This is a genomic window from Thermococcus kodakarensis KOD1, from assembly GCF_000009965.1.
In the GTDB taxonomy this organism is placed as follows: Archaea; Methanobacteriota_B; Thermococci; order Thermococcales; family Thermococcaceae; genus Thermococcus; species Thermococcus kodakarensis.
This window is the reverse complement of the sequence record NC_006624.1, coordinates 101,217-114,653: the sequence shown is the minus strand read 5'-3', so window position 1 is coordinate 114,653 and position 13,437 is coordinate 101,217. Positions and strand designations below refer to the sequence as shown.

16 protein-coding genes are annotated in these 13,437 nt (G+C 53.2%); 7 read left to right on the top strand and 9 right to left on the bottom strand.

All coding sequences use genetic code 11. The features are described 5' to 3' along the window. Positions 1 to 87: 87 nt before the first annotated feature. Positions 88 to 1,446, bottom strand: coding sequence for an ATP-binding protein (locus tag TK_RS00685; protein WP_011249095.1), 1,359 nt, complete (start codon positions 1,444 to 1,446; stop codon positions 88 to 90). 185 nt (positions 1,447 to 1,631) lie between these two features. Between TK_RS00685 and TK_RS00680 the strand changes: the two genes are divergently transcribed. From TK_RS00680 to TK_RS00665, 5 genes are read left to right on the top strand one after another with little or no spacing between them, the layout of a single operon-like run. Continuing rightward, the gene (locus tag TK_RS00680) at positions 1,632 to 3,008 is read left to right on the top strand and encodes an acetate--CoA ligase family protein (RefSeq protein WP_011249094.1); all 1,377 of its coding nucleotides are present in this window, start codon (positions 1,632 to 1,634) and stop codon (positions 3,006 to 3,008) included. A gap of 2 nt (positions 3,009 to 3,010) precedes the next feature. After that, entirely contained in the window at positions 3,011 to 3,169 is a 159-nt protein-coding gene (locus TK_RS12085; protein ID WP_011249093.1) for a hypothetical protein, read from the top strand. Continuing rightward, entirely contained in the window at positions 3,156 to 3,617 is a 462-nt protein-coding gene (locus TK_RS00675) for a type II toxin-antitoxin system VapC family toxin (protein ID WP_011249092.1), read from the top strand. The genes TK_RS12085 and TK_RS00675 overlap by 14 nt, the downstream gene beginning before the upstream one ends. After that, positions 3,618 to 5,561, top strand: coding sequence for an indolepyruvate ferredoxin oxidoreductase subunit alpha (gene iorA / locus TK_RS00670; RefSeq protein ID WP_011249091.1), 1,944 nt, complete (start codon positions 3,618 to 3,620; stop codon positions 5,559 to 5,561). It abuts the gene before it with no gap. A 1-nt stretch (position 5,562) separates the two neighbouring features. Further along, complete coding sequence (locus TK_RS00665) at positions 5,563 to 6,171, top strand: indolepyruvate oxidoreductase subunit beta (RefSeq protein ID WP_011249090.1); 609 nt, start codon at positions 5,563 to 5,565, stop codon at positions 6,169 to 6,171. Between the two features lie 26 nt (positions 6,172 to 6,197). Here TK_RS00665 and TK_RS00660 read toward each other — a convergent pair whose 3' ends face one another. From TK_RS00660 to TK_RS00640, 5 genes are all read right to left on the bottom strand, one after another. Further along, the gene (locus TK_RS00660; protein ID WP_011249089.1) at positions 6,198 to 7,202 is read right to left on the bottom strand and encodes a histone deacetylase family protein; all 1,005 of its coding nucleotides are present in this window, start codon (positions 7,200 to 7,202) and stop codon (positions 6,198 to 6,200) included. Next, entirely contained in the window at positions 7,199 to 7,798 is a 600-nt protein-coding gene (locus TK_RS00655; protein WP_011249088.1) for a hypothetical protein, read from the bottom strand. The genes TK_RS00660 and TK_RS00655 overlap by 4 nt, the downstream gene beginning before the upstream one ends. Before the next feature lie 75 nt (positions 7,799 to 7,873). Beyond that, a complete protein-coding gene (locus tag TK_RS00650; RefSeq protein WP_011249087.1) occupies positions 7,874 to 8,446 on the bottom strand; it encodes a TATA-box-binding protein in 573 nt (190 codons plus the stop codon). Positions 8,447 to 8,551: 105 nt separating this feature from the next. After that, positions 8,552 to 10,297 carry a DUF505 domain-containing protein gene (locus tag TK_RS00645; protein WP_232500588.1) on the bottom strand — a complete coding sequence of 582 codons (1,746 nt, stop codon included), beginning with the start codon at positions 10,295 to 10,297 and terminating at the stop codon, positions 8,552 to 8,554. Positions 10,298 to 10,334: 37 nt separating this feature from the next. Continuing rightward, positions 10,335 to 11,177: an SDH family Clp fold serine proteinase gene (locus TK_RS00640; RefSeq protein ID WP_011249085.1), complete on the bottom strand. Its 843-nt coding sequence runs from the start codon at positions 11,175 to 11,177 to the stop codon at positions 10,335 to 10,337. A gap of 73 nt (positions 11,178 to 11,250) precedes the next feature. Between TK_RS00640 and TK_RS00635 the strand changes: the two genes are divergently transcribed. Beyond that, positions 11,251 to 11,667 carry a DUF356 domain-containing protein gene (locus TK_RS00635; protein WP_011249084.1) on the top strand — a complete coding sequence of 139 codons (417 nt, stop codon included), beginning with the start codon at positions 11,251 to 11,253 and terminating at the stop codon, positions 11,665 to 11,667. On the opposite strand, the gene TK_RS00630 is transcribed toward TK_RS00635, so the two are convergent. The 3 genes from TK_RS00630 to TK_RS00625 are packed head-to-tail and all read right to left on the bottom strand — an operon-like array spanning position 11,662 to position 12,848. Then, positions 11,662 to 12,093 (bottom strand): type II toxin-antitoxin system VapC family toxin, encoded by a 432-nt coding sequence (locus tag TK_RS00630; RefSeq protein WP_011249083.1) that lies wholly within the window; start codon positions 12,091 to 12,093, stop codon positions 11,662 to 11,664. The two genes, TK_RS00635 and TK_RS00630, sit on opposite strands and share 6 nt — an antisense overlap. Beyond that, positions 12,090 to 12,260: a hypothetical protein gene (locus tag TK_RS12080; RefSeq protein ID WP_011249082.1), complete on the bottom strand. Its 171-nt coding sequence runs from the start codon at positions 12,258 to 12,260 to the stop codon at positions 12,090 to 12,092. Before TK_RS12080 ends, TK_RS00630 begins: the two co-directional genes overlap by 4 nt. Before the next feature lie 45 nt (positions 12,261 to 12,305). After that, complete coding sequence (locus TK_RS00625; RefSeq protein WP_011249081.1) at positions 12,306 to 12,848, bottom strand: multiprotein bridging factor aMBF1; 543 nt, start codon at positions 12,846 to 12,848, stop codon at positions 12,306 to 12,308. A gap of 71 nt (positions 12,849 to 12,919) precedes the next feature. Here TK_RS00625 and TK_RS00620 point away from each other — a divergent pair, with 71 nt between their 5' ends. Then, positions 12,920 to 13,429, top strand: a complete 510-nt coding sequence (locus TK_RS00620) for a GNAT family N-acetyltransferase (protein WP_011249080.1) — start codon at positions 12,920 to 12,922, stop codon at positions 13,427 to 13,429. Positions 13,430 to 13,437 lie beyond the last annotated feature (8 nt).

Below are 13,437 nucleotides of genomic sequence, written 5' to 3'. Positions count from 1 at the left end.
CCGAAGCTTACTTAAAGGTTTCGGGTGCTCCCTTTGGCTGAGGTGAAGGTAAAAGGGTCTTGCAGCATTGTCCGTAACTTAATCATCCTAAATGTCTTCAAAATCCTCTAGATCCCAGGCCAGGAAGCTCTTTCCTCTTAGCTCCTCTTTTCCCTTGATCTTTTTCGCCACAAGCCCGTAACGCTTCTCCCACCCTCTCAGTTCAACGAGTCCCGCCTTCCTCTCCAAGTCCTTTAAAATTCCCCTCGCTTCCCTCTCGCTTAACTCCTTCCACTTAACCTCGACGAAAAGGGCTTTCTTCTCGTGCTCGTTCAAGGCAACGAGATCAATTTCCTTGTTTTTATGCCACCAGCGGCCGATTTTAGTGAACCTAAAGGGGAGCTTTCCTTCTTTGTTCAGCTCGATGAGAAACTCCTTTGAAACGTCCTCAAAGCGGAAGGAGAAAATCCTCTGGAGGGTTTCCCCAACATCGTTGAGGGTTATGGTTCCAAGCTCTATCCCGGTCCTGTTTGAATAAACGAGCGAGAACCAGCTCATAAGCATTGGATCGGAGATTCTATAGAGGCCTCGTTTTTCCTTTCTCGCAACGGGAAGCTCCCTTTCCACGAAACCGAGCCTCATCAGGGTCTCAAGGTAGGGATAAATTTTCCTCCCATCCAAGCCGGCTCCGCTCGCTATTTCAGAGGGCTTTCTTCTCCCGGAGGCCATCGCCGAGAGGATTGAAAAGTAGGTCTTCAGCTCCCTGAGTTCGGAGAGGACTATGTATGGCTCATCGTAGAAGTATCCCTCTGGAGTGAGGAACTCCCCCTCAACGAAGTCCCCAACTGTCTTGTAACGGGAAGCGATGATGAGATAAGCTGGAACTCCCCCGAGGAGCATGTAGAACTTCAGACCCTCCTCAAAGTCCTCAAAGAACCCGAGTGACGGGAAGAGCCCAAGTGGGCGGAGCCTGAAGCCAGCTGTTCTCCTGCCGTAGAGCGGGGATGAGTGGCTCAGAACCTCATCCTCCATCATTCCCATCAGGGAACCCGAGAGGACGAGCATCACTGGTTTGCTGCTCAGCTCGTGGTCCCAGACCCTCTGAAGGGCGCTCAAGATGCCTTTATCGCTTTTGATTGCGTAGGTGAACTCGTCGAAGACCAGAAGCGTTTTATTGTCAATTTTTCCCGAAAGGTACTTGAAGAGGGGGTACCAGTCGGAGAAGCTCAGGAAGACCTCATCGTCGAAGAAATCTGCAAGTTCTTCTGTGAGGCTTTTAATTTGGCTCTCTTTCGTCCCCTCCATGAATGTGTGGAAGATGGCCCTCTTTCCCCTGGAAAACTCCACGAGGAGCCTGGTTTTTCCTACCCTTCTCCTTCCGTAGATGACGACAAAGGACGGAGTGTTCCTCCATTCCTTTTCGAGGATCCCCAGCTCCCTTTCCCTGTCAACAAATTTCCTAATCATGATTAGTACTAATCCAGATTAGTATTTAAGGCTTTCGTAAGGTCGTTGCTTAATCTGCCTCATTGTCTAGGAACCTCACCGCTCATCAACGTCTCTTTGAGTCCATCAAAGCCCTTATTTTCTCCGATGCCCGTTTTGGGAAAGCTTATATACGCTCTAACCGAGATTTAAACGGTGAGTGATTGATGACGTTCGACTACTTCTTCAAGCCGAGGGGGATAGCGGTCATCGGGGCATCAAACGACCCGCTCAAGCTGGGCTACGAGGTCTTCAAGAACCTCAAGAAGTACAAAGCCGGGAAGGTCTATCCAGTGAACGTCAAGGACGAGGTTGTTCAGGGAGTTAAGGCCTACAAGAACATCAAGGACATCCCGGGAGAAGTTGACTTAGCTATCATCGTAGTGCCCAAGAGGTTCGTTAAGGGGGCGATAATAGACGCCGGTGAGAAGGGCGTCAAGGGCGCCGTCATCATAACTGCTGGCTTCGGTGAGACCGGCGAGGAAGGCAAGAGGGAAGAGCGGGAGCTCGTGGAGATTGCCCACAAGTACGGCATGAGGATCATCGGGCCGAACTGCGTCGGCGTTATGAACACCCAGGACGACATGAACGCCACCTTCATCATGGACGCCAAGAAGGGAAGCATAGCCTTCATCAGCCAGAGCGGTGCTCTTGGGGCTGGAATAGTCTACAAGACCGTCAAGGAAGGAATCGGCTTTTCCAAGTTCGTCAGCATAGGCAACATGGCCGACGTTGACTTCTCCGAGCTCATGGAGTACCTCGCCGACACGAAAGAGGACAAGGCGATAGCCCTCTACATCGAGGGCCTCAAGGACGGCAGGAAGTTCATTGACGTTGCAAAGAGGGTCACGAAGAAGAAGCCGGTAATAGCGCTCAAGGCAGGCAGGAGTGAGAGCGGTGCGAGGGCGGCATCATCTCACACGGGTTCGCTCGCCGGAAGCTGGAAGATTTACGAAGCAGCTTTCAAGCAGAGCGGGGTTCTGGTTGCCGACACAATCGACGACATGCTCAGCATGGCGAGGGCATTTACCCAGCCGCTCCCGAAGGGCAAACGCGTAGCTATAATGACCAACGCCGGCGGCCCGGGAGTTCTCACCGCCGATGCCATAGACAGAAAGGGCCTCAAGCTGGCCAACCTTGAGGAGAAAACTATCGAGGAGCTCCGCTCCTTCCTTCCGCCGATGGCGGCCGTGAAGAACCCGGTGGACATGATAGCCTCTGCCCGCGGAGAGGACTACTACAGGACTGCTAAGCTCCTCCTCCGGGACCCGAACGTGGACATGCTTATAGCCATCTGCGTCGTCCCGACCTTTGCGGGAATGACGCCGACTGAGCACGCCGAGGGCGTCATCAAAGCCGTAAAAGAAGTCAACAACGGAAAGCCCGTCCTTGGACTCTTCATGGCAGGTTACGTCAGCGAGAAGGCGAAGGAACTTCTTGAGGCCAACGGAATCCCGAGCTACGAGAGGCCGGAGGACGTTGCCGCCGGAGCCTACGCCCTCGTCCAGCAGGCGAAGAACGTTGGCTTGCTGAGGGAGGAGTGATTATGGAAACCCATGCAAAGCCTGAGGGTAAGGGGGCAAAGCTTCCTAAGGTGGCTCCGCCTACTATCAACGACCTCTACGAAAGGATGAGAGAACTCATTGGAGAAGTCGAGAAAGACCCCCACAAACTCCTGAAGGAGATGCGGGATGCTCGTGGTTGACACTTCCGCTCTGGTGGACGCCGTAATACCAGTGAAGGGAAAAGAGCACAGAAATGAGCTGGCAAGACGAGCGATATCCAGTGCTGAGAGCGCTGAAATTCCCTTAGCTATGCCACGACTGGGGGTAGTTGAGACCATAAGTCTTGTCAAACGGCTTACTGGGAAGGATGAGGCAGTCGCTCTCATTGAAGAGTACCTATCGAGCAGGGTTCTCCAGGTTTCAGAGGATTGGATATTCGAAGACGCAAAAGATATCGCAAGAAAAATCCATCCTCGGGCTGCTGATGCATACTTTATCTCCACTGCCAAGAAATTTGATGCAATTTTAATCTCCTCAGACAGAGATATGGTTAGCAGGGCCCGAAAAATGGGCGTTAAGGCGTTTTACATTTTGGACGAAGCTGAACTTGAGGATTTCTTGAAAGAGGTATCTGGAGGTGCAGTTTAGATGGCGAAAGTTACCGACATAGTGTTGTGGGACAAGCCCGGGGAGAGGGTTCTCCTCCTGGGCAACCACGCGATAGCGAGGGGAGCGCTTGAGGCGAACATAGCGGTTTTCGCCGCCTATCCCGGAACGCCGAGTTCAGAGCTTACCGATACGATGGCAGCCGTCGCAAAGAAGGCAGGAGTCTACATGGAGTACTCGACCAACGAGAAGGTCGCCTTTGAGACGGCTTTAGCCGCAGCCTGGAGTGGCCTCAGGGCCATGACGGCAATGAAGCACGTTGGCCTTAACGTCGCGGCCGACAGCTTCCTCAGCTCGGTCGGCATGGGCGTTGAGGGAGGCTTCGTCATAATGGTTGCAGACGACCCGAGCATGTGGTCTTCACAAAACGAGCAGGACACGCGCGTTTACGCAAAGTTCGCAAACGTCCCAGTTCTTGAGCCGAGTTCGCCCCACGAGGCAAAGGAGATGACGAAGTACGCCTTCGAGCTGAGCGAGAAGTTCAAACACTTCGTCATCCTGAGGACAACCACCAGGAGCTCCCACGCGAGGGGCGACGTTGTTCTCGGCGAACTGCCCGAGGAGATAAAGACCGGTAAGAGGAAGTTCGGAAAGTTCAAGAAGGACCCGACGAGGTTCGTTGACGTCCCCGCCCACGCGAGGAAGTTCCACCCGCTGATCCTCGAGAAGATCGAGAAGATACGCGAGGAACTCAACAACTGCCCGTTCAACTGGATCGAGGGCAAGGAAGATGCGAAGGTCGGTATCATCGCTCCCGGTTTAAGCTACGCCTACGTCAAGGAGGCCCTTGCCTGGCTCGGAGTCGAGGATGTCAAGATCCTCAAGCTCGGAACGCCGTTCCCCGTCCCCTACGGCCTGCTTGGGAAGTTCTTCGACGGCCTTGAGAAGGTTCTCATAGTTGAGGAGCTCGAGCCGGTTGTCGAGGAGCAGGTCAAAACCTGGGCCTACGACAAGGGCCTGAGAATCCCGATCCACGGAAAGGACCTCGTGCCGAGAGTTTATGAGATGACCACGAGGAGGGCGGTTGAAGCGATAGCCAAGTTCCTCGGCCTTGAAACGCCGATAAACTTCGCCGAGATCGACGAGAAATACGAGAAGGTCTCTCAGATAGTCCCGCCGAGGCCGCCGAGCCTCTGTCCAGCGTGCCCGCACAGAAACAGCTTCTTCGCCATAAGGAAGGCAGCTGGCCCCAAGGCGATATACCCGAGCGACATAGGCTGTTACACCCTCGGTGTCCTCCCGCCGCTCAGAACGGTTGATACAACGGTCGCCATGGGTGCTTCCATCGGCATCGGTCACGGACTCAGCATAGCGATGAACGGCTCACTCGCCGAGGAAGAGCACAAGGAGGGCAAGGAGAAGCAGATTATCGTCGCTACCATCGGTGATTCAACCTTCTACCACACAGGCCTGCCGGCCCTTGCCAACGCCATCTACAACCGCTCCAACGTTCTCATCGTGGTTCTCGACAACCTTGTTACGGCAATGACCGGCGACCAGCCAAATCCAGGAACGGGACAGACGCCGCACGGCATGGGTAAGAGGATACCCATTGAGGACGTTGCCAAGGCCATGGGTGCGGACTTCGTTGCGGTCGTTGATCCCTACGACATAAAGGCTACCTACGAGACCATAAAGAAGGCCCTCGAAGTTGAGGGTGTGAGCGTCGTCGTCTCAAGGCAGGTCTGTGCCCTCTACAAGATCGGCCAGATGCGCAGAAGGGGAATGAAGTGGCCCATCTACCACGTTGTCGAGGACAAGTGTACCGGCTGTAAGATTTGTATCAACGCCTACGGCTGTCCTGCGATCTACTGGGATCCAGAGACCAAGAAGGCAAAGGTCGACCCAACGATGTGCTGGGGCTGCGGTGGATGTGCCCAGGTATGTCCGTTCGATGCGTTCGAGCCCATGAAGGAGGGTGAGTGAGATGAAGGAGTACAACATCGTTATCACCGGAGTTGGCGGGCAGGGAATACTCACCGCCGCCAACCTTCTCGGATGGGCGGCTTTAAGGGCAGGTTACAAGGTTCGTGTCGGCGAGGTCCATGGAATGAGTCAGCGCTTTGGAAGCGTCATAGCTTACGTCCGCTTCGGCGAGGACGTTTACGGAGCAATGGTTCCTGAGGGAAAGGCCGACGTCATACTCTCCTTCGAGCCTGTTGAAGCACTCCGCTACATCAACTACCTCAAGAAGGGTGGCCTCGTCTTCACCAACGCGAGGCCTATCCCGCCCGTCCAGGTCTCGATGGGGCTCGCGACCTATCCAACGCTTGACGAGATGAAGAAGATCGTGGAGGAGGACTTCGGCGGCAAGTTCATGGCCTTCGACGCCGAGAAGTTGGCTATGGAGGCTGGCAACATCGTCACCACAAACGTAGTCCTCATAGGAGCACTCAGCCAGACTCCTGGCTTCCCGCTCTCGGAGGAGCAGATAAAGGAGGTCATCAGGATCAGCGTCCCGCCGAAGACGATAGATGTAAACATGAGGGCCTTCGAGCTTGGCGTTAAAGCCGCTAAGGAAATGCTGGGGCTTTGAGACTCGCCGCTTTTCTCTTTTCTTTATCAGAACTCCCACCACTCCCCCAGTATTTCCTTCACCCGTTCCATAATGCTCAGAGTCTCAAATGACGGACGGACTGAGACTTCGAAACGCTCTCCGCTCAGGTATCCTGCCATAAAAACAGGCAGACCCTTTTCGAGTCCAACACTGTAGCCACCCTCGAGAACAACCACTAGGGGGTATTTTGATAGGGTCGTCCCTGCGTAGGCATAGAAGGCCTCACTTAGGCGGAGCGTCGTAAGACCGTCTCCATGGAAGCCGTCAAAGCCAGCCGAAATAACTATGACCTTCGGCTTGAACTGGGCAACTATCGGCAGAACGACCTCATTCCAGGCGTAGATGTAGTCATCGTCGCCCGAATAGTGGGGCATTGGAATGTTGACCTTAGTTCCCTCCGCGCCCTTACCCCCAACCTCGTATTCGTAGCCGCTCACGGGATAGATGTCCCTCTCGTGGAGGTCTATGTGGACTGCATTTGGATCGTTCCAGAGTATCTCCTGCGTTCCGTTGCCGTGGTGGGCGTCGAAGTCAATAACCAAGGCCTTTCCGGTGAGCCCTTCGAGGAGCTTTGAAGCGTAGGCCGCGTTGTTGAAGATGCAGAAGCCGAGAGTCGGTGCGTTAAAGGCCCTCCCCTTCCTGCCGGCATGGTGGCCTGGTGGTCTGACGAGGGCAAGGTAAAGCCCTTTATCCTCAAAGGCAAGTTCAACAGCCTTCTTAACAGCCCCAAAGGCGTGGAGCGCGGCATTAAACGTGCCTGGAGAAACGTAAGTGTCTGGATCAAGGTAGTTAAAAGACCTTCCCAGCTCTTTTACCAGCTCCACGTACTCTTCATCGTGAACCTTGAGGAGCTCCTTTTCCTGAACTGCTTCAGGTTCGATAACGTTTTTCCACAGACCGGCTTTTTTCAGCCCTTCAACGGCTCTTTTTAGCCTAGCAGGGTTCTCCGGGTGATATCCATCGGGCCTGTGTTCGAGGAAAATCGGAGTATAGAGAATCCCGAACTTCAAATGTACCCCCTCTCGTCCTCTCTGACAGCTTTTTTAAGTTCAGCCAGAAGTGCTTCGGCATCTTCCTTGCTCATACCGACCTTTTTCGTAAGGAACTCAATTATCTCCCTCTCGCTGGCACCGTTCTGCATCCTCTCAAACACCATGAGGGCGAGCCTTTCGAATACTATCTCCTGGAACTCCTGGGTTAGGCCAAGGGAGTCCATTAGAACGTTCATGCCCACGAGGAGAGCTGTTAAGGCGTCGTTGAACTCATCCTTTCCGAGGCTCTTCTCGTCCAGGTCAACCCTGAGGGTCACCTCATCGTTCATGCCGCTGAGCGTGAATTTGAGAAGGTTCATGCGCTCGTTCAGGATGAGGAGCGTGTGGTAGACCTTCACCTTTTCCTCAAGCCTCATAGCTATGGTCTCGATGCCGCTCGGAACTGCCAGCCGGACAAATCCGTCCATGAAGATGACGTTCAGGAGAAACGGTATCTTCGGGTGCTCGGCAACGTAGTGGTTCTCTCCCACCTGCCTGACGTTCCAGGGGAGGTCAACTATGTCCTCGGCATCATCGTTACCTGCCCTAAGCCATTCAAGAACTTGAGTGTTCATCAAATACCACCTTGGAAACATAAGGCGTATGTCCTTAAAACAATATTGGAGGTTATAAAAAGGGCAGGGAATGAATCACCATTCTTCCTCTTCCTCGATGAGGCCGTACTTCTCCAGCTCGCGGAGGAGCTTCTTGACGGCCTCCCAGGCGTCCTGCTCGCTCTTGGCGCCAGAACAGACGATCTTTCCAGAGGAGAAGAGCAGTATAACAGCCCTAGGCTCCTTGACGCGGTATATGACGCCCGGGAACTGCTCGGGCTCGTATTCACAGTTCGGCAGGATCAGAGCAACGGCATCGAGGTTGAACTCCATACCGATGTCACCGCTGAATACCATGTTCTGGATGTCTATCTGGGGCTCCCTGGTGAATTTGGCACCGATTTTCTTCAGCATCTCTATGAGCTTATACACGGCTCTCTTGATGTCGTCAACACTCTTTGCGCCAGTTACAACGAGCTTTCCCGAGCTGAATATCAGAAGGGCCACTTTCGGGTCGTCAAAGCGGCAGATTATACCCGGGAACTCCTCCGGATTGTACTTGGAGCTCGGGCAGATCTCTATGACCTTCTCAAGGTTGAGGTCTGTAAAGAGATCCACAGAAGCGACTATATTTTCAATCCTGAGCTTTACATTGCTCATGTCCACCAAGGTTTACACCTCCGAATGGTGGGTTTAAAAACCCTTTATAAATGAGGGTCGTTGCTTTTTAAAGGTTTAGGTCAGAATGCAATAATGAAAGTAAGGAAAAAGGCCTCAGAGGTAGGCCTCAACGAGAACTTTTCCGGCCTCGGTGAGGCTCTTGGTTCCAAGGAAGCCGAGTTCCCTGAGCATTGTCAGGGCCTTCTTTATCTCGTCGTCGCTGAGGCTGAGGTGCTTCCTGATGGCGTCAACCTCTTCCATCTTGTAGTCCCTAGCCTCGCCCTTCTCCTTCCATATCCTGTTGAAGGTCTCGATGTTGTCGTATATTACCTTGAGCACGTTGTAAAGGGTCGGCGTGACGCTGAACTTGACCTTGACTATCTCCTGGAGCTTGGCGTTCTCAATGGCTGTCTTGACCTTGTCTCCAAGCTCGGTGAGCTTGACCATACCGTTCTGAAGCTCCACCACGAAGCCCTTGGCCTCTGCCTCGCCAATGGCCCTGATTATCTCCTTTTCGTCTCCGCCAACGTAGTCCTGAACGAGCGCCACCAGCTCGTCCCTGTGGATGTACTTCTTCCTCGGGGTCTTTGCAAGTATTGCGGCATCATAGCGGGTTATGAAGGGCTTCCTCTTTATCTCCCTGCTGAGCCTGAGGTAGAACCTGCCCTTGTCGGTGACGCCGGCCTTTACAACGTTCTCCTCCTGGGCCTTGAGCACCCACTCGGCTATAGGCACGTCACCGCTCTCGGCGTAGGTAACTGCCTTCATGGCATCCGGACTGACCGTTCCGAAGTTGATCGCCTCTTTGCCCCACTCGGTTAGCCAGTAGGTGTCCTTCTCCTTGACGAGCCTCCTCTCGATAAGCTCCTTGCTCTCAAGGAGGTGCAGGATCGCACCAAGGTCTTTGACATCAACGCGCCTCTCTATCTCCTTTTCGGTCGGGAGTATATCTGGGTTGGTCTCGTACTTCTTCTCGATCTCCTGAATGGCCTTGAGGACTGAGAGCTCGTCTTCAAGCAGGTACATCGGAAGGACTTTCTCCTCGACTCTGCCCATCGCCTCGTAGGTGTCCATTATGGCCTTTCCGAACTCGGTGGTGCCCTTCTCGTCGGCGAGGCCCATGCTCTCAAGTTCTGCGTTCCTCTTGCCAGCCTTGAGCATCTCAAAGTCCTCTTTCCTGAGCACGATGGCCCTCGCAAACACTGGGATCATATTGAGGGCTTTAAGCGCCAGCTTGGCAGCTGGAGTCGTGGCGAAGGCCCTGCCCTTCTCGGTCGGCGGCGAGATAAGGAGGAGCCTCATGGCCTGGAGTGCGTTGACTATGTTGTCGCCGTAGAGCTTTGAGTTCTTGTACGTTACAAGCTCATCGAGGGTTCCAATCTTGGGCATTCCTCTGAGGAATGAGGCAATCTCGGGCGTGAGGTAAACAACTGGATGGGTCTCGCGATAGACCTCCAGAAGGGCCTTCCCGAAGGGGGTAAGGCCGTTCTCATCGGCGAGCTTTCTCTCCCTGAGCTTCTCCATCCAGCTCTCGGGGATTTTGCCCGTCTCCTCGAGGAGCTCCATCATCTTGATTATCTCGGTGTCAGCAATTACATCCGGGAGCTCCTCAAGGCTGAGTTTATCGGTTATCTCAAGAAGCTTCCTGCCTGCATCGGTCAGCTTTATCTTGCCCCCCTCAAGCTCGGCAAAGCCGAGTATGTAGAGCTCTATCGCCCTTATCTGAAAGTCCTCCGGGAGCTTCGCCTCTATTTCTGCCTGGCTCTCGGTGTTCTTCATTTCCCTGAGTATCTCGATGTGCCTCTTCTTCAGGTACATTCCACATCCCTCCAGAATTTTTCCGCACGCTTTTATTAACAACAGGTTTTTAAAAGTTTTGGTAAGAAAAAATGAAAGGTCACTTCTTGCTCTCCTGCTTCACGGGGTAGGGCATGAACTCGACGGTTCCCCTCTGCTTGACAGGCTGTTTGTAGAGCTCCATGAGGGCGTAGACTTCCTCGGGAACGTCGGTCTCGACATTGAGTCCAAGCTCCCTGGCGTGGTCAACGGTTATCGGGTAGTCGTGCGTCCATCTGCCCTCCGTGAGTATCTGGGCCAGCTCCCTGGCCTTTTCCTCGCCGTACTTGTCCTTGAGAAGGCTAAACACGAAGTCCTGAACCTGTTTTATGGCCTTTTCAGCAACATCGGCCAGGATTAAGGTCTGGTCGTCAACCTTCTCCGGGCCTTTCTTCTCGACAGCCCTTAGTATGCTCGGAGCTGGGTACTGACCAAGCTGTGGGTCAACTGGGCCGAGGACTGCGTTTGGATCCATGATAATCTTGTCAGCGGCGAGTGCTATGAGTGTGCCGCCGCTCATGGCGTAGTGTGGGACTATGACGCGCGTCTCAGCCGGGTGCTCCTTGAGCGCCCTCGCTATCTGGGTTGCCGCTAGAACTAGTCCACCAGGCGTGTGGATGATCAGGTCTATCGGCTTGTCCTTTGGTGCGCTCCTGATTGCTCTGAGCACTTCCTCGCTGTCCTCGATGCTTATGAACTTGTAGACTGGTATCCCAAAGAGTCCTATGCTCTCCTGCCTGTGGATCATTGCTATTACAGTGGAGTTCCTCTTCCTCGCGAGCTGGGCCATGAGCCTTGCCCTGGCCGCCTGAAGGGCCCTGAACTGGAGCTGGGGCCACATCAGCAGGTAGAGGAAGAAGAGCCACCACAGCAGAGACCCTAAAAATCCGCTCAATGGGTCCACAACCTTTCACCTCCAGTTATTTTCGTACCAATCCTTTATAAAGATGTGCCAGAAACTTAGGCCCGGTGAGAACATGAGAAACACGATAGTGCTCGTGAGGGCCGACAACTTCCAGAAGGCTAGTGTGGCTTTAGCTGACCTCGTCCGCTACGGCGGGATGAAGATAAGGGGGGATCCCAGGATAATACCGCCGGCCCTCTCAGAGTGGGTCTTTGAGAAGGTTAGCGGCGAGAAGCCGAGGAGGAAGTTTAAAGCCCACGTCATTGCCCAGATAGACCTTCCTCCGAGGAAAGCCATAGGCAGGCTGATGGACATTCATCCCCCAGCCCACGTCCTCGTAGTCCCTCCCGACAGCGAGGCATGGACGGAGCTGATGAGGCTCTGGGGAACTTTCGAGAAGCTCAGGGGCTTCCACCCTCCGAAGAGAACGAAGGCCGAGGAGATCGAGAGGAAGAGGAAAAAGCGGGAATATGAAGATTTGGACTTATAGGAGTTCTAACCCCTCTTCCCTAGCCACTTTTATTAAATCTCCGTCCAAAGTAGCGAGCCGCTCAATGTTGTTAACTTTGCACGCCGCCAAGATTATAGCGTCATTTGGAAGCAGATTGTACCTCCTCATGAAATTGTAGGCCTGAAGTAAAGTTTCTTCATCCGTTGGGAGAATATGAAACTGAGTTATGAAGTCGAGCGGTTCATCCTCCTTTATAAACTCTGATATCTTTCCAGAGCTTTTGACTGTAAGCGGTGATACTCCAGATTTCAGACGGATGTAATGAAACAGAAACTCGCTTACCACTATGTCATTTATTATTGCAACTGCACCACCATCAGCGAGGTAATTCAGAATCTTGACAGCCTCTGGATTCCCTTTTAGTCCTTCAATAAGAACGGAGGAATCAATGAAGACTTCGATCATTGAAAGTACCACTCCTCCTCGTTTATCGAACCAGAGAACTTGCCGAGATACTTTTTAAGGATGTCTTTTTTTAGGCCCTTTTTCTCTTCCTTCCTCAACAGTAGGGATATTTTTCTCTGGATGATCTTCTCAAGACCCTTCGGAACCACAATGACTATCTCACCCATTGCCCCTCACCAATAAAGTTTTTTGAAGAAGAAAAATTTAAACTTTCACTTCTTCTTCCTCTTCTTGATCCTTATGTTGGCTATGTCGCCGAGCGTTGGTTCGTAGTCCCTTGGAATTGTCTTTTTCTCCTCGAAGGACTCTTCGCCGGCACTTTCGATGAGCTTTATCTTGAAGTACCTCTCAAGCTTTCTTGCCTCTTTTATCGTAGGCTCGCGGTAGCCGTGTGCTATTGCCCTGAGGTCGTTCACGGAAAGCCCGATCTCGTGTGAAAGCTCCTCGTAGCTCTTACCCGAGCGCTGGATTGCCCTGTAAACCCTCTCCGCAAAGTCCTCAACGATCTCCTCAGTAACGAGCGGCTTCGGCTGGTATGGTCTCGGCTGGGGTTTTGGACGGGATGCCGGTTTTGCAGTCCTCCTCGGCTGCCTTCCGGTGGGCATTATGCTGAAGGTTCCCGGCTTCTTACCGCCGTACTTTTCGTAGCACTTATCGCAGACAAGAACCTCCGCCCTCTCTATCCTTATCCTGTGGCCCGGTCCCCTGATGGGGGCACCGCATATTTCACAGTACTTCGGCTTGGCCTTTCCCATCTCAACCACCTTCTCTCTGACATAGAGAGTACTGGACAGGCTTTTTAAACCCGACGATTCAATCAACTTTGATGACAGCGAAGAACGAAGAAGTGAAGATAGAGAAGCTCCAGAAGCTCGACCAGGAAACTCTTGAGAGGCTCATTGAGATATACATGAGCGCCTACGAGGGCATGAGGGAGTACGGTGGCGAGGGGGAGAGCTACGCGAAGCGCTACCTCCGCTGGTGCTGGGGCAAGGCCAAGGACGGCTTTTTCGTCGCCAAGATTGGAGATAGGATAGTCGGCTTTATCGTCTGCGACAAGGACTGGTACAGCAAGTACGAGGGGAAGACCGTTGGAGCGATCCACGAGTTCGCCGTTGATAAAGCCTATCAGGGCCACGGTATCGGCCACAAGCTGATGGATAAGTGCCTCGAATACCTGAAGGATACGGGCAGGATAGAGCTATGGGTCGGAGAGAAGAACTATGGCGCGATGAAATTCTACGAGAAGTACGGCTTCAAAAAAGTCGGCCAGCACGGGATATGGGTTCGAATGGTGAAGGACACCAAAAAGGAGATAAAGCGGGAAGAGAAGTAGTTTTATTG